Origin of the sequence: Dickeya oryzae (assembly GCF_020406815.2) — a bacterium.
Classification (GTDB): Bacteria; Pseudomonadota; Gammaproteobacteria; order Enterobacterales; family Enterobacteriaceae; genus Dickeya; species Dickeya oryzae.
Genome location: NZ_CP162670.1, coordinates 4,391,910 through 4,411,452, shown reverse-complemented (window position 1 = coordinate 4,411,452; position 19,543 = coordinate 4,391,910). Strand labels below are relative to the sequence as shown.

The 19,543-nt window shown below is 56.7% G+C and carries 14 protein-coding genes; 10 read left to right on the top strand and 4 right to left on the bottom strand.

What is annotated here, in order from left to right:
• Positions 1–67 precede the first annotated feature (67 nt).
• The 6 genes from ilvG (at position 68) to LF929_RS19390 (ending at position 7,262) form a co-directional block, all read left to right on the top strand.
• Positions 68–1,714 (top strand): acetolactate synthase 2 catalytic subunit, encoded by a 1,647-nt coding sequence (gene ilvG, locus LF929_RS19415; RefSeq protein ID WP_226093638.1) that lies wholly within the window; start codon positions 68–70, stop codon positions 1,712–1,714.
• 17 nt (positions 1,715–1,731) lie between these two features.
• Positions 1,732–1,989 carry an acetolactate synthase 2 small subunit gene (gene ilvM / locus LF929_RS19410; protein WP_038905953.1) on the top strand — a complete coding sequence of 86 codons (258 nt, stop codon included), beginning with the start codon at positions 1,732–1,734 and terminating at the stop codon, positions 1,987–1,989.
• A 23-nt stretch (positions 1,990–2,012) separates the two neighbouring features.
• Complete coding sequence (gene ilvE, locus LF929_RS19405) at positions 2,013–2,939, top strand: branched-chain-amino-acid transaminase (RefSeq protein WP_016943923.1); 927 nt, start codon at positions 2,013–2,015, stop codon at positions 2,937–2,939.
• A 71-nt stretch (positions 2,940–3,010) separates the two neighbouring features.
• The gene (ilvD, locus tag LF929_RS19400) at positions 3,011–4,861 is read left to right on the top strand and encodes a dihydroxy-acid dehydratase (protein WP_038905951.1); all 1,851 of its coding nucleotides are present in this window, start codon (positions 3,011–3,013) and stop codon (positions 4,859–4,861) included.
• Positions 4,862–4,866: 5 nt separating this feature from the next.
• The gene (ilvA, locus tag LF929_RS19395) at positions 4,867–6,411 is read left to right on the top strand and encodes a threonine ammonia-lyase, biosynthetic (RefSeq protein ID WP_226093637.1); all 1,545 of its coding nucleotides are present in this window, start codon (positions 4,867–4,869) and stop codon (positions 6,409–6,411) included.
• 110 nt (positions 6,412–6,521) lie between these two features.
• Positions 6,522–7,262 (top strand): DUF2461 domain-containing protein, encoded by a 741-nt coding sequence (locus tag LF929_RS19390; RefSeq protein ID WP_210174830.1) that lies wholly within the window; start codon positions 6,522–6,524, stop codon positions 7,260–7,262.
• Between the two features lie 3 nt (positions 7,263–7,265).
• Here the strand turns inward: LF929_RS19390 and LF929_RS19385 are convergent, their stop codons facing one another.
• Together LF929_RS19385 and ilvY are read right to left on the bottom strand one after the other, a co-directional pair.
• Entirely contained in the window at positions 7,266–8,030 is a 765-nt protein-coding gene (locus LF929_RS19385) for a lysozyme inhibitor LprI family protein (RefSeq protein WP_210174831.1), read from the bottom strand.
• On the bottom strand, positions 8,030–8,917 hold the full coding sequence (gene ilvY / locus LF929_RS19380; RefSeq protein ID WP_016943928.1) for an HTH-type transcriptional activator IlvY: 888 nt from the start codon (positions 8,915–8,917) through the stop codon (positions 8,030–8,032). Before ilvY ends, LF929_RS19385 begins: the two co-directional genes overlap by 1 nt.
• Positions 8,918–9,080: 163 nt before the next feature.
• Between ilvY and ilvC the strand changes: the two genes are divergently transcribed.
• Together ilvC and LF929_RS19370 are read left to right on the top strand one after the other, a co-directional pair.
• Positions 9,081–10,559, top strand: coding sequence for a ketol-acid reductoisomerase (gene ilvC, locus LF929_RS19375; RefSeq protein WP_016943929.1), 1,479 nt, complete (start codon positions 9,081–9,083; stop codon positions 10,557–10,559).
• 105 nt (positions 10,560–10,664) lie between these two features.
• Positions 10,665–11,051, top strand: a complete 387-nt coding sequence (locus tag LF929_RS19370) for a hypothetical protein (RefSeq protein ID WP_226093636.1) — start codon at positions 10,665–10,667, stop codon at positions 11,049–11,051.
• 38 nt (positions 11,052–11,089) lie between these two features.
• Here the strand turns inward: LF929_RS19370 and putP are convergent, their stop codons facing one another.
• The gene (putP, locus tag LF929_RS19365) at positions 11,090–12,589 is read right to left on the bottom strand and encodes a sodium/proline symporter PutP (RefSeq protein ID WP_226093635.1); all 1,500 of its coding nucleotides are present in this window, start codon (positions 12,587–12,589) and stop codon (positions 11,090–11,092) included.
• Positions 12,590–12,982: 393 nt separating this feature from the next.
• Here putP and putA point away from each other — a divergent pair, with 393 nt between their 5' ends.
• A complete protein-coding gene (gene putA / locus LF929_RS19360) occupies positions 12,983–16,960 on the top strand; it encodes a trifunctional transcriptional regulator/proline dehydrogenase/L-glutamate gamma-semialdehyde dehydrogenase (RefSeq protein ID WP_226093634.1) in 3,978 nt (1,325 codons plus the stop codon).
• A gap of 41 nt (positions 16,961–17,001) precedes the next feature.
• Here the strand turns inward: putA and ppiC are convergent, their stop codons facing one another.
• On the bottom strand, positions 17,002–17,283 hold the full coding sequence (gene ppiC / locus LF929_RS19355) for a peptidylprolyl isomerase PpiC (protein WP_012767933.1): 282 nt from the start codon (positions 17,281–17,283) through the stop codon (positions 17,002–17,004).
• Between the two features lie 183 nt (positions 17,284–17,466).
• Between ppiC and rep the strand changes: the two genes are divergently transcribed.
• Entirely contained in the window at positions 17,467–19,491 is a 2,025-nt protein-coding gene (gene rep / locus LF929_RS19350) for a DNA helicase Rep (RefSeq protein ID WP_038906485.1), read from the top strand.
• Positions 19,492–19,543 lie beyond the last annotated feature (52 nt).

Here is a 19,543-nt window from a genome sequence, read left to right as displayed (position 1 = left end):
TAAGGGAGCAGATAATGCCGAGTAGCATAAAATCCTGTTTTCCTCAGACAGAGTCGGGGAAATAACTATGAATGGTGCGCAGTGGGTGGTACAAGCGTTGCGGGCGCAGGGAGTGGAGACTGTTTTCGGTTATCCTGGTGGCGCGATCATGCCGGTCTACGATGCATTGTATGATGGCGGCGTGGAACACCTGCTCTGTCGCCATGAACAAGGGGCTGCGATGGCCGCGATTGGTTATGCCCGCTCTACCGGTAACGTCGGGGTGTGTATCGCGACATCAGGTCCCGGCGCGACCAACCTGATCACGGGTTTGGCGGATGCTCTACTGGATTCGGTCCCTATTGTGGCCATTACCGGTCAGGTTGGCTCGGCGCTGATTGGAACGGACGCTTTTCAGGAAATCGATGTGTTGGGTCTGTCTCTGGCCTGCACCAAGCATAGCTTTCTGGTTGATTCTATCGAGTCATTACCGGAAATCATGGCAGAAGCCTTTGCTGTAGCCCGTAGCGGGCGTCCTGGCCCGGTATTGATTGATATTCCCAAGGACATCCAACTGGCGCAGGGTGATTTTTCGCCCTGTTTTATGCCGGTGGATGACGTGATGCCATTTTCCATCCAGCAGGTAACAGAGGCGCGAGCGATGCTGGCGCAGGCGAAAAAACCGGTGCTGTATGTGGGCGGCGGTGTGGGAATGGCGCAGGCGGTTCCGGCATTGCGCACCTTTATTGACACCACTCAGGTTCCAGCAGTAGTGACCCTCAAAGGGTTGGGGGCAGTAGAGAAAGACTACCCTTACTATCTTGGTATGATCGGTATGCACGGCACGCAAGCGGCTAACCTGCTGGTGCAGGAATGTGATTTGCTGATCGCGGTTGGCGCCCGTTTTGATGATCGCGTGACCGGTAAACTGAGCGCGTTTGCACCGCATGCCAGTGTTATCCACATGGATATCGACCCGGCTGAACTGAACAAGCTGCGACAAGCGCACGTGGCGCTGCGTGGTGATCTGAACCAACTGTTGCCCGCATTGCAGCAGCCGCTGAATGTTGCTGAGTGGCGTCAGCATGCCGCGATGATGAAAGCCGAATATACCTGGCGTTATGACCATCCTGGCGAGGCTATCTATGCACCGGCATTACTGCGTACGCTGGCGGATCGCATGCCTGCTGAAACGGTGGTGACCACCGATGTGGGTCAGCATCAAATGTGGGCCGCGCAGCATATGCATTTCAGCCGACCGGAAAATTTCATCACCTCAAGCGGACTTGGCACGATGGGATTTGGTGTGCCAGCAGCGGTGGGTGCGCAGGTGGCACGTCCTGACAATACCGTTATCTGTATTTCCGGTGACGGCTCTTTCATGATGAATGTGCAGGAGCTCGGCACCATCAAACGAAAACGCCTGCCGTTGAAGATAGTCTTGCTGGATAATCAGCGACTGGGGATGGTTCGACAATGGCAACAACTGTTTTTTGACGAGCGTTACAGCGAAACCAACCTCTCCGATAACCCCGATTTTTTGATGCTAGCCAGCGCTTTTGGCATTCCCGGCCAGCATATCACCCGTAAAGACCAGATTGACTCTGCCCTGGATGCGCTGCTCAACAGCGAAGGCCCTTACCTGCTGCATGTTTCCATCGACGAGAATGAAAATGTCTGGCCGCTGGTGCCCCCAGGTGCCGGTAATGAAACCATGTTGGATAAGACAGAATAATGGCAGGAGACTTTCCCATGACACATCATCAGCTTTCCATTCAGGCTCGCTATCGCCCGGAAGTTCTGGAACGCGTATTACGTGTGACCCGTCACCGTGGCTTTCAGGTGTGCGCGATGAACATGACGCAGGGGCACAATGACGATCACGTGCAGATAGACATGACCGTTGCCAGCCACCGGCCAGTGGATTTATTGTCAACCCAATTAAGCAAACTGCTGGACATCGCCTGTGTGGAGATCCAGCCGCTCACATCACAACAAATACGTGCCTGATGGCATCGGTAAGGAAAGCAATAATGACGAAGAAAGCAGACTATATCTGGTTCAATGGCGAGATGGTTCCCTGGGCGGATGCCAAAGTTCACGTGATGTCCCACGCTTTGCACTACGGTACGTCAGTGTTTGAAGGGGTGCGTTGCTATAATTCCCATAAAGGTCCAGTGGTGTTTCGTCACCGCGAACACATGCAGCGTTTGCATGACTCCGCCAAAATTTATCGTATGCCACTCTCCTACAGCATTGATGAGCTGATGGAAGCCTGCCGTGAAACACTGCGTCGTAATAACCTGACCAGCGCCTATATTCGTCCGTTGGTGTTTGTTGGCGATGTGGGCATGGGGGTCAATCCGCCAGCGGGCTACAATACTGATGTGATTATTGCTGCGTTCCCGTGGGGCGCGTATCTGGGCGAAGAAGCGTTGGATCAGGGGATCGACGCGATGGTGTCGTCCTGGAACCGTGTCGCGGCCAATACCATTCCGACCGCTGCCAAGGCCGGTGGTAACTACCTGTCTTCCCTGTTGGTCGGCAGCGAAGCGCGCCGCCATGGCTATCAGGAAGGGATCGCGCTGGATGTGAATGGCTATGTGTCTGAAGGTGCCGGTGAAAACCTGTTTGAAGTGAAAGACGGTGTGATTTTCACCCCGCCGTTCACCTCTGCGGCGCTGCCGGGTATTACCCGCGATGCCATTATCAAGCTGGCGAAGGACAAAGGGTTTGAAGTCCGCGAGCAGGTATTGTCCCGTGAGTCGCTGTACCTGGCCGATGAAGTCTTTATGTCCGGTACTGCGGCGGAAATTACTCCGGTTCGCAGCGTGGACGGTATTCAGGTCGGTATTGGTAAGTGCGGCCCTGTCACCAAACAACTGCAACAGGCGTTTTTTGGCCTTTTTACCGGCGAGACCCAGGACAAATGGGGCTGGCTGGATCCGGTAAACCGTTAATCGAACAATGACTGACTTTTTTCCGGTGGCGTATGCCACCGGCTATCTGCTTAAACTGGAGTAATCAGAGTATGCCTAAGTACCGTTCAGCCACCACCACGCATGGTCGTAACATGGCTGGAGCGAGAGCCCTGTGGCGCGCGACAGGGATGACCGATGCCGATTTCGGCAAGCCAATCATCGCGGTAGTGAACTCGTTCACCCAATTCGTCCCCGGGCACGTTCATTTGCGTGATCTGGGCAAACTGGTCGCCGAGCAGATTGAAGCGGCCGGTGGCGTTGCCAAAGAATTCAACACCATCGCGGTCGATGACGGTATCGCGATGGGGCATGGCGGTATGCTCTATTCTCTGCCGTCCCGCGAGTTAATCGCTGACTCGGTGGAGTACATGGTTAACGCGCACTGTGCGGATGCCATGGTCTGTATCTCTAACTGCGACAAGATCACCCCAGGGATGCTGATGGCGTCGCTGCGCCTGAACATTCCGGTGATTTTCGTTTCCGGCGGCCCGATGGAAGCCGGGAAAACCAAGCTGTCTGACAAAATCATCAAGCTGGATTTGATCGATGCCATGATTCAAGGGGCGAACCCGAAAGTCAGCGATGAAGACAGCGCTCAGATTGAACGTTCCGCGTGCCCGACCTGTGGCTCCTGTTCCGGTATGTTCACCGCCAACTCGATGAACTGCCTGACTGAAGCGCTGGGGCTGTCTCAGCCGGGTAACGGCTCACTGCTGGCCACCCATGCCGATCGCAAAGAGCTGTTTATCAATGCTGGTAAGCGTATCGTCGGTCTGGCGAAACAGTATTACGAGCAGGATGACGACAGCGTGTTGCCGCGTAACATTGCCTCTAAAGCCGCGTTTGAAAACGCCATGACGCTCGATATCGCAATGGGCGGTTCTACCAATACGGTACTGCACCTGTTGGCGGCAGCGCAGGAAGGTGAAGTGGATTTCACCATGGAGGATATTGACCGTCTGTCACGTCAGGTGCCGCACCTGTGTAAGGTGGCGCCGAGCACCCAGAAATACCACATGGAAGATGTGCACCGTGCTGGCGGCGTGATTGGCATTCTGGGCGAGCTGGATCGCGCCGGGTTGCTGAATAAAAACGTGAAGAACGTATTGGGTCTGACCCTGCCGGAAACACTGTCTGCCTATGACGTGATGCTCACACAGGATGAGGCGGTGAAAAAGATGTTTGCCGCTGGTCCGGCAGGCATTCGTACCACGCAGGCGTTCTCGCAGGATTGCCGTTGGGATTCGCTGGATACCGACCGTCAAGAAGGCTGTATTCGTTCTCGCGAACATGCGTACAGTCAGGATGGTGGGCTGGCGGTGTTGTACGGCAATCTGGCGCAAGATGGCTGTATCGTGAAAACGGCTGGTGTAGACGAAGGCAGCTTGGTATTCCGCGGCCCGGCCAAGGTATATGAAAGCCAGGATGATGCCGTGGAAGCGATTCTGGGGGGGCAGGTTCAGGCAGGCGACGTGGTGGTGATTCGCTACGAAGGCCCGAAAGGCGGTCCTGGCATGCAGGAAATGCTCTATCCGACCAGCTTCCTGAAATCAATGGGGCTGGGTAAAGCCTGTGCGTTGATCACCGATGGCCGCTTCTCCGGCGGTACTTCCGGTTTGTCGATCGGCCACGCGTCGCCGGAAGCGGCCAGCGGCGGTACCATCGGTCTGGTGCAGGATGGTGACATGATCGCTATCGATATTCCCAAACGCGGTATCGCGCTGGAAGTCAGCGATGACGAACTGGCCCGCCGTCGTGAGCAGGAATTGGCTCGTGGTGATGCTGCCTGGACGCCGAAAAATCGTGACCGGCAGGTTTCCTTTGCGCTGCGCGCTTACGCCAGTCTGGCGACCAGTGCGGATAAAGGCGCGGTGCGGGACAAGAGCAAGCTGGGGGGCTAAACGCCATGGCAGTATCACTCCCTCTTCCTGCCGAACCCGGTGGAGCAGAGTATTTGCGCGCGGTATTGCGTGCGCCGGTGTACGAAGTGGCGCAAGTTACGCCGCTGGAACGGATGGATAAACTCTCCTCGCGGCTGGGTAATGTCATTCTAGTCAAGCGTGAGGATCGCCAGGCGGTGCATAGCTTCAAGCTGCGCGGTGCGTACGCCATGATGGCGGGCCTGACTGACGAGCAGAAATCGCACGGTGTGGTGACGGCGTCGGCCGGTAACCATGCACAAGGCGTGGCGCTGTCGGCCAGTCGTCTCGGTATTCGGGCGTTGATCGTGATGCCGGTCGCCACTGCGGACATCAAGGTCGATGCGGTGCGCGATTTTGGTGGCGAGGTGTTATTGCATGGTGCCAACTTTGATGAGGCCAAAGCCAAAGCCATTGAACTGTCGCAACAGCAGCACATGACGTTTGTGCCGCCGTTTGACCACCCGGCGGTGATTGCCGGGCAGGGGACGCTGGCGCTGGAGTTGTTGCAGCAGGATGCCCATCTCGATCGCGTTTTCGTGCCGGTCGGTGGTGGTGGTCTGGCGGCAGGGGTGGCAGTATTGATCAAACAGTTGATGCCGCAGATTCAGGTTATCGGGGTTGAAGCGGAGGATTCCGCCTGCCTGCGAGCGGCGTTGGATGCCGGTCAGCCGGTGGATTTGCCGCGCGTCGGGCTGTTTGCCGAAGGGGTGGCGGTAAAACGCATCGGTAACGAAACCTTCCGCTTGTGCCGGGAGTATCTGGACGATGTGATTACCGTCGACAGCGACGCCATCTGCGCGGCGGTCAAAGACCTGTTCGAGGATGTGCGGGCGATTGCCGAGCCGTCCGGGGCGCTGGCGTTGGCTGGGATGAAAAAATACATCCAGCAGCACAACATTCAGGGCGAACGGCTGGCACACATTCTGTCCGGCGCTAACGTCAACTTCCACGGTTTGCGTTACGTTTCCGAGCGTTGTGAGCTGGGTGAACAGCGTGAAGCGTTGATGGCGGTGACGATTCCGGAACAGAAAGGCAGCTTTCTGAAGTTCTGTCAGTTGCTTGGCGGGCGTTCTGTCACTGAGTTTAACTACCGTTACGCGGATGCCGACAACGCCTGTATTTTTGTCGGTGTACGGCTGACGCGCGGTAATGCGGAACGTCATGAAATCCTGACGGAATTGCAGGCGGGTGGGTATCAGGTGGTGGATCTGTCTGACGACGAGATGGCGAAGCTGCATGTGCGTTATATGGTCGGTGGCAGACCATCCAAACCCTTGAAGGAGCGGTTGTACAGCTTCGAATTCCCGGAATCGCCGGGGGCGTTGCTGAAGTTCCTCAATACGCTGGGTACGCACTGGAATATCTCGCTGTTCCATTACCGCAGCCACGGCACCGATTTTGGTCGGGTGCTGGCAGCGTTTGAACGCACGGAACACGACCCGGCATTCGAGCAACATCTGCAGGCACTGGGGTATGAGTGCCATGATGAAACGCAGAACCCGGCGTTTCGTTTCTTCCTGCAAGGTTAACACCGGTTAGCCTGATGTCATGCGCCCGACGGTGTTATGCCGCCGGGCGCATTTTATTTTATGACCTGTTGCGGTAGGCTTGACCCTCTATCTGTCAGGGACATCACATCATGGCTACGGGATTCAACGGCTTCTCAGTGCAGACGCTGGCGTTTTTGCAGCAGGTACGCCAGCAGGACAGCAAAGAATGGTTTGAAGAACACCGGCAGGAGTATAACGATCAGTTACTGACGCCGTTTCGCTTGCTGGTAGACTCGCTGTCTATCCCTATGTTGCAGATTGACGATCATTTCGAAACCAAACCGGCGGTAGGCAAAACGTTATCCCGCATTCATCGCGACACCCGCTTTTCCCATGATAAATCGCGCTATCGTGACAAGATGTGGTTCACTTTTAAACGCACTCATAAAGATTGGACCGACGCACCGGTCTATTTTTTCGAGCTAACACCGACCGACTGGAGTTACGGGCTGGGGTATTACAGCGCCAGCCGCACCACGATGGAGCTGTTTCGGCAAACGCTGCGTGATAATCCGCAGGGTTTTCTGGATGTGGCGGCGTGTCTGGGGCGCGAGTTTGAGCTGGTGGGGGAGAGTTATAAACGACCGTTGGTTAAGGAACAGCCCGCAGAACTGGCACACTGGTACAATCGTAAATCGTTTGCGGTGATGACCACCCGGCAGGATCAGGAACCGTTGTTTAGTGGTGAACTGGTGCCGCTGTTGGCGAAAGGCTTTACCCGGCTGGAGCCGCTGTACCATTACCTGATGAAAATTGAGGCGATGAAGAAAGCGGCGGAGCCTGAAAAGGTCAGCCCCGCCTTTTTGGATGAGAAGTGGTTTAGCCGCTGAGGGTTATTTCCCCCGGCTCATCAAATAATCAAACAGGTAGCTTTCACCGGCGGCGTCAAACACGGTGATTTGCAACTGCCGGTTATCCACGCAGGTCAACAGCAGTTTTTTCTGTCCGCCGAAGCTGCTCTCCGTCTGGCCAATCGCCTGGGTATCGGTCATCTGGCGGGCGCTGAGCGTGATGTCATCGAGTTTGGTCGCATAGCGAAAGGCCACCGAGCCATTGCCGGTAATATCACCGTCTTCGGTATTCAGCGTGACGTTGACCAGGTGGTATGGTGCTTTCTGGTCATACATTTCTTTGAAGTAATCGCTCAGCTCGTCGTACTCCTGCGCCGGGAGTTGCAGGTAATACTCGTAGCTGTAGTCGCCGTCAAAGCAGCTGTTGTGGCGCGGCCGGGCGATCGGGTCCGGCAGGGTGTGCAGCGTGACGTCGTTGAGGTAGCGCAGGCGACTAAGTTGCTGTTGGTAGCTCTGGCGCAGGCACTCTTCATCCCGACAGGTATTCCGGCTGGACAGCCAACTGCGCTGGAACTGCGTCAGGATTTTATCCTGTGCGACACGCTCCGCGTTACCGGTGAGAAAGGCGCGCGATTTCTGCCACTCTTTCGCCAGTTCGTCGTCCAACTGACTGAGCGCGGGTGTCTGGCAAATCAACTTCTCCTGCGCCGAACTGGCCTGTTGGCAGGGAAAGCTGGCGGCCAGCGACGGCAGCGCAACGCACCCCATAGCCAGAGGCAGCAGCCATGTAGCGAGCAATCGTTTCATTATTTTTCCTGTAAGGTTTCCCAAAATGCTGCAATCAACGGGGTGCCAAGATGTGTTCTCTGTACGCAGACACCCAGTTCGAATGGTTCCATCGCTTGTGCTTCTAATACGGATACCCGATTACGCACCGGTTCCGGGCTGTTTTCAAGTACCACATCAGGGATCAAGGCGATACCGCAGCCTAGAGCCACCATCGACACCATTGCTTCATGGCCGGAGACGGTCGCATAAATAGGTGGATTGGTAATGTGTTGACGACGGAACCAGACATCGATTCTTTTCCTCACCGGGCCGTGCTCTGGCAGGATAAACGGGATTTGCGACCAGTCCGGGTGCGGCTGCAACGCTTGTGTTTGCACCGGGCATGGCAGCGCCGGAATGATCAATACCAGCGGGACCTTGCCGATAGGCATGAAATCCACACTGGCTGGCAGCGTTTCCGGGCGGCCGGCAATACCGAGGTCCGCTTCGTTGGATTGCACTTTATCCAGCGCGTCAGCGGCATCCCCCGTGGTCAGTTTGATTTCCACCAATGGGTGCCTGGCTCGGAAACGGTCGAGGATCGGCGGCAAGTGGCTATACGCGGCGGTGACGGAGCAAAATAGCCGTAGCTCACCGCTGAGCGACTGGCCCTGCTGTTGCAAAATCAGGCGTAATTGCTGGTATTGCAGCAGGGTTTGCTGCGCGAAGGTTTTCAGGTGTTCACCGGCATCGGTCAGGCGCACAGTGCGGTTATCACGCAGAAACAGCGCCTGACCGATGTCCTCTTCCAGCCGCTGAATCTGGCGCGACAGCGTGGAGGGGCTGATATGCATCGCCTTGGCGGTGCGGCCGAAGTGGCGGCTTTCCACCAGGTGCAAAAAGAGTTTCAGGTCCCGTAAGTCCATGCGCGCTGTGTCTCGTTTTAGTGTTGCAAATCTTGCAATATGACGTTGTTAATATATCAATTTAAGCAATGTATTTCCTGTCATATGATAATGACATTCTGATGGCGGTAGTTATCGCTGTCCCGCACATAAAGCAAACACAATATCAAATGGAGCACGCCTCATGGCCAATTACTTCAATACACTGAATCTGCGTCAGCAGCTGGCGCAATTAGGCAAATGCCGTTTCATGGGCCGTGACGAATTCGCGGATGAAGCCAGCTACCTGAAAGGCAAGAAAGTGGTCATCGTGGGGTGTGGCGCGCAGGGGTTGAACCAAGGGTTGAACATGCGCGATTCCGGTCTGGATATCGCCTATGCGCTGCGTGCTGAAGCCATCGCTGAAAAACGTGCTTCATGGCGCAAAGCGACCGAAAACGGTTTTAAAGTCGGCACCTATGAAGAACTGATCCCGCAGGCGGACCTGGTGGTTAACCTGACGCCGGACAAACAGCATTCTGCTGTGGTACAAGCGGTACAACCGTTGATGAAACAAGGCGCTGCGCTGGGTTATTCCCACGGTTTCAACATCGTTGAAGTGGGCGAGCAGGTTCGTAAAGACCTGACCGTGGTGATGGTTGCGCCGAAGTGCCCAGGTACCGAAGTTCGCGAAGAGTACAAACGTGGTTTCGGTGTACCGACGCTTATCGCCGTTCACCCGGAAAATGACCCGAAAGGCGAAGGTATGGCGATCGCCAAGGCGTGGGCGGCTGCAACCGGCGGTCACCGTGCGGGCGTGCTGGAGTCTTCTTTCGTGGCGGAAGTGAAATCTGACCTGATGGGCGAGCAGACGATTCTGTGCGGCATGTTGCAGGCTGGTTCTCTGCTGAGCTTCGACAAGCTGGTTGCTGATGGCGTTGATCCGGCTTACGCGGAAAAACTGATCCAGTTCGGTTGGGAAACCATCACCGAAGCGCTGAAGCAGGGCGGTATTACCCTGATGATGGATCGTCTGTCCAACCCGGCCAAGCTGCGTGCGTTCGCGCTGTCTGAGCAGTTGAAAGGCATTATGGCGCCGTTGTTCCAGAAACACATGGACGACATCATCTCCGGCGCATTCTCCAGCGGCATGATGGCTGACTGGGCTAACGACGATGTGAAACTGCTGACCTGGCGTGAAGAAACCGGTAAAACTGCGTTTGAAAACGCGCCGCAGTTTGAAGGTAAAATCGCTGAGCAGGAATACTTCGACAACGGCGTGTTGATGATCGCGATGGTAAAAGCGGGTGTAGAACTGGCATTCGAAACGATGGTCAGCTCGGGTATCATCGAAGAATCTGCTTACTACGAATCACTGCACGAACTGCCGTTGATTGCCAACACCATCGCTCGTAAGCGTCTGTATGAAATGAACGTGGTGATTTCCGATACCGCTGAGTACGGTAACTACCTGTTCGCCAACGCGGCGGTGCCGTTGCTGAAAGGCGCGTTCATGGACAGCCTGCAGCCGGGCGATCTGGGCAAACCGGTCGCAGCGACCAGCGTGGACAACGCGCAACTGCGTGACGTGAACGAAGCTATCCGCAACCACCCGATCGAGGTTGTGGGTAAGAAACTGCGCGGCTACATGACCGATATGAAACGTATTGCGGTCGCTGGCTAAGGTCATCGGGACCTTTCCTCCTGAGAGCGGGGCGCAGATTGCGCCCCGTTTTTTTTGCACTCAATTCACAACGTAGGGCAGGGATGAGCGATGCAGGACATAAAAATGGCGAAGACGTTCTCTTTATCCTCAAGGAGAGTCGGTATTGCTGTGGTCGGCGTGGCCGTGATGCTGGTGGCCTTTCTCTATGGGGCAGGCGACGATTACACGTTGATACGGCAATACCGGCTTGAAAACAACGTGACGGTGAATCTGCTGGAGATGGGGAGCGGTGATGCCATGGCAGGGGATGTCTATCGGTATACCGTCAGCGTGAATGGTGGGGAGGCCAAAGAGGTCCTGAAGACCAATAGCCGTGACGCCGATATCCGTATGCAAGAGGGTGTACTGGTGATTAACCTGACTGGCGATGTGTACCGGTTGGATAACCGTGTTCGCCTTCATGACGGCTATGAAACACTGAAAACCCGCATTACCGTGACCCACCCGTAATACGGCCCGATGCGCTGGGCCGTATCGTTATCTTAAGGTCAGGCGTCCGCCGGTACAGACTTAAATACTTGCTCGGCCTTTTGGAATCGCTCGGTGACGACAGAAGAAGGTGCCCGGCCCAGCAGGCTCACGACCATAATCGCCGCACTGGACAGCAGAAAACCGGGGATGATTTCATACAGATTCAGCCAGCCGTACTGTTTCCAGACGATCACGGTCACGGCACCGACCAGCATGCCTGCCAGCGCACCATTGCGAGTCATGCGCGGCCACAGCAGGGAAATCAGAATGACGGGACCGAAGGCCGCGCCGAAACCGGCCCAGGCGTAGCTTACCAGCCCCAGCACGCGGTTTTCCGGGTTCACCGCCAGTGCAATCGCGATGACTGAGACCAGCAGCACCATGGCACGACCGACCCAGACCAATTCTCTCTGACTGGCGTTTTTACGCAAAAACGGCTTGTACAAATCTTCGGTGATGGCGCTGGAGCACACCAGCAACTGGCAACTGAGCGTACTCATCACCGCCGCCAGAATCGCGGACAGCAATATGCCAGCAATCCACGGGTTAAACAGCAGACGCGCCAGTTCGATGAAGACGCGCTCACCGTTTTGAGCAACGTTGCCCGCCTGATCAGGGTTACCCGTGAAGTAGGCAATACCGAAGAATCCGACGGTGACGGCACCGGCCAGACAGAGCACCATCCAGGTCATACTGATTCGACGGGCATTGCGGATGGTGTGGTGTGAATCGGCTGCCATAAAGCGTGCCAGAATATGCGGCTGACCGAAATACCCCAGCCCCCACCCCAGCAACGACAGAATCGCGACGGTGTTCAACCCCTTGAACATGTCCAGATTCGCCGGGTTTTTGCTTTCAATGACCGCCAGTGACGGTGCGATACCGCCAACCGACAGAATGACGATCACCGGCGTCAGGATCAGCGCGAAAATCATCAGGCTGGCCTGCACGGTGTCAGTCCAGCTAACGGCCAGATAGCCGCCGATAAAGGTATAGGCAATGGTCGCTGCCGCACCGGCCCACAACGCGGTGTCGTAGCTCATGCCGAAGGTACTTTCGAACAGACGGGCACCCGCCACAATGCCGGAAGCGCAATAAATGGTGAAAAACACCAGGATCACCAGCGCGGAAATGACCCGCAGCAGTTTGCTTTTATCTTCAAAGCGGTGGCTGAAGTAATCCGGCAGCGTCAGCGCGTTATGGTTAACCTCGGTATGTACCCGCAGGCGTCCGGCGACCCAGGTCCAGTTCAGGTAAGCGCCGATGGTCAGGCCAATCGCTATCCAGCTTTCCGAGATACCTGACAAAAAGACGGCCCCCGGCAGCCCCATCAGCAGCCAGCCGCTCATGTCGGAGGCCCCGGCAGATAACGCCGTGACCACACTCCCCATACGACGTCCACCCAGAATATAGTCGCCAAAATTGTGGGTGGCGCGATAGGCCATCAGGCCGATCAACACCATCCCGAAGATGTACACCAGAAAGGTCACCAGCAATGGTGTGCTCATCGTCGTCATTATTTTCTCCATTGTGATGCGATCCGTCAGTCCTGCGCTCCGGTAGGCCGGGCACTGTCCGGCTTGCCGGAACGGATTCGCGATAATAGTTGCTACAGGTTGCACCTTTCAACTGATGGCTGGCTAAAGCGACATGCCAACGTGGCTGGCATTGCCAATAAAGCCTGCGATCATTCAGAAGAATGGGCGGCAATAGGGTGAAAAGCGTAGTTTATTAACAAGGTTGCACAAAGTTGCAACATGCCGGATAGTAGCTTTGCTTTCCAACATCACTTTCTTATACCCGTCATACATCAGGTTGCCGGTACGTTGGCTTTCTTCCTCGCCTTTGGGGCCAACGCGATCGTTTTGTTCTGCAACTCGATGTATTGAGGGCGCACAACAGGAGCGGATATGGGCACCACGACTATGGGCGTCAAGCTCGACGAGGCCACGCGTGAGCGTCTTAAAGCCGCGGCGCAGCGCATCGATCGCACGCCGCACTGGCTGATTAAACAGGCCATTTTCAGCTATCTCGAACGCCTTGAAAGTGGTGCCGACACGCCTGAAATTCCTCAGCCGGTCGGGCAAGACCCGAGTGAGGCGGCAGAGATTATGCCGCAATCGCCACAAGAAGAAACCCACCAGCCGTTTTTGGACTTCGCAGAGCAGGTGTTGCCGCAGTCGGTGCTACGTTCAGCGATCACGGCGGCGTACCGTCGGCCGGAAACAGAGATGATACCGATGTTGCTGGAACAAGCGCGTATGCCAGAGGCGATGTCGCACGCTGCCAGCGTGCTGGCGGCCCGTCTGGCGGCGACGTTGCGCCAGCAGAAAAACAGCGGCGGCCGGGCAGGCATGGTACAGAGCCTGTTGCAGGAATTTTCGCTGTCATCGCAGGAGGGCGTGGCGTTGATGTGTCTGGCGGAGGCGCTGTTGCGTATTCCGGATAAACCGACGCGGGACGCACTGATTCGCGACAAAATCAGTACCGGTAACTGGCAGTCACACGTTGGGCGTAGTACCTCGTTGTTCGTCAACGCTGCGGCCTGGGGGCTACTGGTGACCGGCAAACTGGTGTCGACCCACAATGAATCTCATCTCTCCGGTGCGTTGAACCGTATCATCGCCAAAAGCGGTGAGCCGCTGGTGCGTAAAGGCGTGGACATGGCGATGCGGTTGATGGGCGAGCAGTTCGTCACCGGGGAAACCATCGCCGAAGCGCTGGCGAATGCCCGCAAGCTGGAGGCGCGAGGCTTCCGCTATTCCTATGACATGCTGGGCGAAGCGGCGATGACCGGTGATGACGCCACGGCGTATCTGGCATCCTATCAGCAGGCCATTCACGCGATTGGTAAAGCCGCCTGCGGGCGTGGTATTTACGAAGGGCCGGGGATTTCCATCAAACTCTCGGCGTTGCACCCGCGCTATAGCCGGGCGCAGTACGAGCGCGTGATGGATGAGTTGTATCCGCGCCTGCTGTCGTTAACGCTGTTGGCCCGGCACTACGATATCGGCATTAACATTGATGCCGAAGAAGCGGACAGGCTGGAACTGTCTCTCGACCTGCTCGAACGGTTGTGTTTTGAACCCCAACTGGCGGGGTGGAATGGCATCGGTTTCGTGATCCAGGCTTATCAGAAGCGCTGTCCCTTTGTGATTGACGCGATTATCGACCTGGCGCGTCGTAGCCAGCGGCGACTGATGGTGCGGCTGGTGAAAGGCGCTTACTGGGATAGCGAAGTCAAGCGCGCTCAGGTGGATGGACTGGAAGGCTACCCGGTCTATACCCGCAAGCTGTACACCGATATTTCCTATCTGGCGTGTGCCCGTCGCCTGCTGGCGGTGCCGAACCTGATTTACCCGCAGTTTGCCACCCACAATGCCCATACGCTCAGCGCCATCTACCATCTGGCAGGCAACAATTACTACCCCGGCCAATATGAATTCCAGTGCTTGCACGGCATGGGGGAACCGTTGTACGAGCAGGTGGTGGGTAAGGTGGCGGACGGAAAACTGAACCGTCCATGCCGGATTTACGCCCCAGTTGGCACCCATGAAACCCTGCTGGCCTATCTGGTGCGCCGTTTGCTGGAAAATGGTGCCAATACCTCGTTTGTTAACCGGATTGCCGACCCGTCGGTGGCACTGGAAACATTGGTGGCTGACCCGGTCAGGGAAGCGGAAGCACTGGCAGTGCGGGATGGACAGGTTGGGCTGCCGCATCCGCGTATTCCGTTGCCGCGTGCGCTGTATGGCAATGGGCGACGCAACGCCAGCGGGCTGGATTTATCCAGCGAGCATCGGCTGGCGTCGTTATCCAGTGCGCTGCTAAGCGGTGCCGCCCGACCCTGGCAGGCACAGCCGATACTGGCTGTCGACGGCGATGTCGGCGGTGAGGCCCGGCCGGTCGTTAACCCGGCTGAGCCGCGTGATGTGGTGGGCTACGTGCGTGAGGCGCAGCCCCAGGAGGTCATGCTGGCGCTGGAGCAGGCAGCCAGCGCCGGTGATATCTGGTTCGCTACGCCCGCCACCGAACGGGCGGCTATCCTGTCGCGGGCGGCCGACCTGCTGGAAAACCAGCAACAACAGCTGTTGGGATTGCTGGTACGGGAGGCAGGCAAAACGCTGGTGAATGCGGTGGCGGAAGTCCGAGAAGCCGTGGATTTCTTGCGTTATTACGCCGCATTGGTGCGTGAGACATTCAACAATCATGATTACCGCCCACTGGGGCCGGTGGTGTGCATCAGCCCGTGGAATTTCCCGCTCGCTATTTTTACCGGGCAGGTGGCGGCGGCGCTGGCGGCGGGTAACAGCGTACTGGCTAAACCAGCGGAGCAGACGCCGCTGATTGCGGCACAGGCGGTGCAGATACTGCATGAGGCTGGGGTGCCGGTCGGGGCGCTGCAATTGTTGCCGGGGAATGGCGAAACCGTGGGCGCGGCACTGGTGCGTGACGAGCGGGTACGTGGGGTCATGTTTACCGGTTCTACTGCTGTCGCCTCTCAGTTACAACGCATGCTGGCTGGACGGCTCGACCCGCAAGGGCGTACCACGCCGCTCATCGCTGAAACCGGCGGTATCAACGCGATGATTGTTGATTCGTCGGCGCTGACCGAACAGGTGGTGGCGGATGTGATGACGTCGGCGTTTGATAGCGCCGGTCAACGTTGTTCGGCGTTGCGGCTGTTGTGTGTGCAGGAGGAAGTCGCGGAGAAAACGCTGACGATGCTACGCGGGGCGATGGCGGAGTACCGCATGGGGAACCCGGAGCGGCTTTCCACCGATGTCGGGCCGCTGATCGATGGCGATGCGAAACAGCGGATTGGTCACCATATTCACACGATGAGGGCCAAAGGGCGGCCGGTATTTCAGGCCACCTGGACGAATAGCCGGGATGAGGCGGAATGGGGACACGGGTATTTTATTCCCCCGACGCTGATTGAGCTGGACAGTGTGGAAGAGCTGCAACAGGAGGTGTTCGGTCCGGTGCTGCATGTGGTGCGTTATTCCCGCCATCAACTGGAGACATTGATTCGACACATCAACGTGGCCGGTTACGGCCTCACGCTGGGTCTGCATACCCGTATCGATGAAACCATCGCACGGGTGACGGGGCTGGCGAAGGTGGGCAATCTGTATGTGAACCGCAATATGGTCGGTGCGGTGGTCGGTGTACAGCCGTTTGGCGGTGAGGGTTTATCCGGTACCGGGCCCAAAGCCGGTGGGCCGCTTTATCTGCACCGGTTGCTGTCGCATCGCCCGGATGATGCCGCAACGCAGATATTCACCCATCAGGACAACGAACGCCCGGCCGACTTCACCGCACGCCAGACACTGCTGGCCGGATTACAGGCGCTGGAAACCTGGGCGCGGCAAACGCAGCGTAACGCGCTGGTGTCTTGTTGCCAGCGTTATGCCGGGCTGACGCAAAGTGGCACCATCCGGGTATTACCCGGCCCGACCGGCGAGCGTAATACCTATACGTTGTTGCCGCGAGAGCAGGTGCTGTGTGTGGCGGATAATGACGATGACGCGCTGGTGCAACTGGCGGCGGTGCTGGCGGTGGGCAGCCGGGCGTTGTGGTGTGAAACGCCGGAGCGACAGGCGCTGTATCGGCACCTGCCTGAACCGGTACAGGCACGGCTGGTATTCTGCCGTGATGGCATAACGGACGGCAGCCGGTTTGACGCGGTGATTTTCCACGGTGATGCCGATCAGTTGCGTCAGCTTAGCGAACAGTTAGCGCAACGCGATGGGGCGATTGTCGGTGTGCAGGGGCTGTCCCGTGGCGAAACTGACATTGTGCTGGAACGGTTGCTGATCGAGCGCTCGCTCAGTATTAACACCGCTGCCGCGGGCGGCAACGCCAGCCTGATGACGATTGGATAATAGAATGTCTGTAGAGGCGGCTCTCGCCGCCTCTACTCCCGTTAGTTCCGGTACAACACCTTGATAATGTGGTAGCCGAACTGGGTTTTGACCGGGCCGAAGGGTTTGAGCAGCTCGCAGGAAAACACCGCCTTGTCAAAGTCCGGAACCATGTCGCCTTTACGGAATTCGCCTAAGTCGCCGCCATTACGCTTTGACGGGCAGGTCGAGTGTTTTTTTGCTAACTGCTGAAAGTCCGCTCCCTTCTCGAGTTGAGCCAAAATGTCGGTGGCCTGCTGTTCGGTATCCACCAGAATGTGCAATGCTGCTGCGGTATTTGCCATAGTACGCTCCTTGAGCAAAGGGAAAGCCGATGTTACCAGTCACAGCCTAGCATCCCCTTGTGACGAAAGGAAATGCGGCGCGTGTTCCTGTTTGGGGAAGGAGGGCTCGCGCCGGTCCGGACTTTTGCTACAATCCTGTTCTGTTACAATCCCCTTCCGTTTGAACGTCGAGCACGAAACATCATGCGCATGAATCCCAGCCAACAACACGCCGTTGAATTTGTGACCGGTCCCTGTCTGGTCCTGGCCGGGGCGGGATCCGGCAAAACGCGAGTGATTACCCAAAAAATCGCCCATCTTATCCGGGGCTGCGGCTATCAGGCCCGCCATATTGCAGCGGTGACCTTCACCAATAAAGCGGCTCGGGAGATGAAAGAGCGTGTGGCGCAAACACTGGGGCGTAAGGAAACCCGTGGTTTGCTGATTGCGACCTTCCATACGTTGGGGCTTGAGATCATCAAGCGTGAGTACGCGGCGTTGGGCATGAAGTCTAACTTCTCGCTGTTTGACGATCAGGATCAGCTGGCGCTGTTAAAAGAGCTGACGGAGTTGTGGCTGCAAAACGACAAAGACTTACTGCAACAGCTCGTGTCTGCCTTGTCCAACTGGAAAAACGACCTGATTGACCCCGCACAGGCAGCAGCACTGGCGCGCTCAGAGCGGGACCGGTTGTTTGCGCATTGCTACCGGCTGTATGACGAGCATCTGCGGGCCTGCAACGTGTTGGATTTTGATGACCTGATCCTGCTGCCGACGTTGCTGCTTAAACGCAATGAAGAGGTGCGTGAACGCTGGCAGAACCGCCTGCGTTATTTGCTGGTGGATGAGTATCAGGATACCAACACCAGCCAGTACGAACTGGTGAAGTTACTGGTAGGCAGTCGGGCGCGCTTTACCGTGGTGGGCGACGACGACCAGTCGATTTACTCCTGGCGCGGTGCTCGCCCGCAAAACTTGTCGCTGTTGCAGCAGGACTTTCCGCAATTGCAGGTTGTCAAGCTGGAGCAGAATTACCGTTCGTCCGGGCGTATTCTCAAGGCCGCGAATATTCTTATCGCCAACAACCCGCACGTGTTCGAAAAGCGACTGTATTCCGAGCTGGGATATGGTGAAGAGCTTAAAATCATCACCGCCAATAACGAAGATCATGAAGCGGAGCGGGTAGTAGGCGAGCTGATTGCCCATCACTTTATCCGCAAAACCCAGTATGGTGACTACGCCATTCTTTATCGCGGTAACCACCAGTCCCGGTTGTTCGAAAAAGTGTTGATGCAAAACCGCATCCCTTATCGCATTTCCGGCGGTGCGTCGTTTTTCTCTCGCCCGGAAATCAAAGACCTGCTGGCTTACTTACGCGTGCTGACTAACCCGGAAGACGACAGCGCATTCTTGCGTATCGTGAATACCCCCAAGCGTGAAATCGGCCCGGCGACACTGCAAAAGCTCGGCGAGTGGGCCAGGCAGCGCAACCGTAGCCTGTTTAACGCCAGCTTCGATATGGGGCTGAGCCAGACCCTGAGCGGACGTGGGCTGGAGTCATTGCAGCGTTTCACGCAGTGGATCGGTGACATTGCCCGACTGGCGGAACAGGAACCGGTGAAAGCGGTACGTGATTTGATCCACGGGCTGGATTACGAAAGCTGGTTGTATGAAACCTCACCCAGTCCGAAAGCAGCAGAAATGCGCATGAAAAACGTCAATACGCTGTTTACCTGGATGACGGAAATGCTGGAGGGCAGCGATTTGGATGAACCGATGACGCTGACCCAGGTCGTCACCCGGTTTACCCTGCGCGATATGATGGAACGTAACGAGGCCGAAGAAGAACTGGATCAGGTGCAACTGATGACGCTGCACGCCTCCAAAGGGCTGGAGTTCCCTTACGTGTATCTGGTCGGCATGGAAGAAGGGGTGTTACCGCACCAGACCAGCATTGATGAAGACAATGTCGACGAGGAGCGCCGTCTGGCCTATGTGGGCATTACCCGGGCACAGAAAGAACTGACGTTTACCTTGTGCCGCGAACGTCGGCAATACGGTGAGTTGATTCGCCCAGAACCGAGTCGTTTCCTGCTGGAATTGCCGCAGGATGATGTGATGTGGGAAACCGAACGCAAAGTCGTCAGCCCACAGGAGCGGATGCAAAAAGGGCAGAACCATCTGGCCAATCTGCGCGCCCAACTGGCGAAGGCCAGAGACAAAGACTAACTCGGGAAGAAAAGACTAACGCGCGAAGAAAAAACTAACGCGGGAAACGATG

Coding starts and splice junctions, on each gene's coding strand:
- rep (WP_038906485.1), top strand. CDS start 17,467: ATGCGCATGAATCCCAGCCAACAACACGCCGTTGAATTTGTGACCGGT.
- LF929_RS19390 (WP_210174830.1), top strand. CDS start 6,522: ATGGCTACGGGATTCAACGGCTTCTCAGTGCAGACGCTGGCGTTTTTG.
- ilvE (WP_016943923.1), top strand. CDS start 2,013: ATGACGAAGAAAGCAGACTATATCTGGTTCAATGGCGAGATGGTTCCC.
- ilvC (WP_016943929.1), top strand. CDS start 9,081: ATGGCCAATTACTTCAATACACTGAATCTGCGTCAGCAGCTGGCGCAA.
- putA (WP_226093634.1), top strand. CDS start 12,983: ATGGGCACCACGACTATGGGCGTCAAGCTCGACGAGGCCACGCGTGAG.
- ilvG (WP_226093638.1), top strand. CDS start 68: ATGAATGGTGCGCAGTGGGTGGTACAAGCGTTGCGGGCGCAGGGAGTG.
- LF929_RS19370 (WP_226093636.1), top strand. CDS start 10,665: ATGGCGAAGACGTTCTCTTTATCCTCAAGGAGAGTCGGTATTGCTGTG.
- ilvY (WP_016943928.1), bottom strand. CDS start 8,917: ATGGACTTACGGGACCTGAAACTCTTTTTGCACCTGGTGGAAAGCCGC.
- LF929_RS19385 (WP_210174831.1), bottom strand. CDS start 8,030: ATGAAACGATTGCTCGCTACATGGCTGCTGCCTCTGGCTATGGGGTGC.
- ilvM (WP_038905953.1), top strand. CDS start 1,732: ATGACACATCATCAGCTTTCCATTCAGGCTCGCTATCGCCCGGAAGTT.
- ilvD (WP_038905951.1), top strand. CDS start 3,011: ATGCCTAAGTACCGTTCAGCCACCACCACGCATGGTCGTAACATGGCT.
- putP (WP_226093635.1), bottom strand. CDS start 12,589: ATGACGACGATGAGCACACCATTGCTGGTGACCTTTCTGGTGTACATC.
- ilvA (WP_226093637.1), top strand. CDS start 4,867: ATGGCAGTATCACTCCCTCTTCCTGCCGAACCCGGTGGAGCAGAGTAT.
- ppiC (WP_012767933.1), bottom strand. CDS start 17,283: ATGGCAAATACCGCAGCAGCATTGCACATTCTGGTGGATACCGAACAG.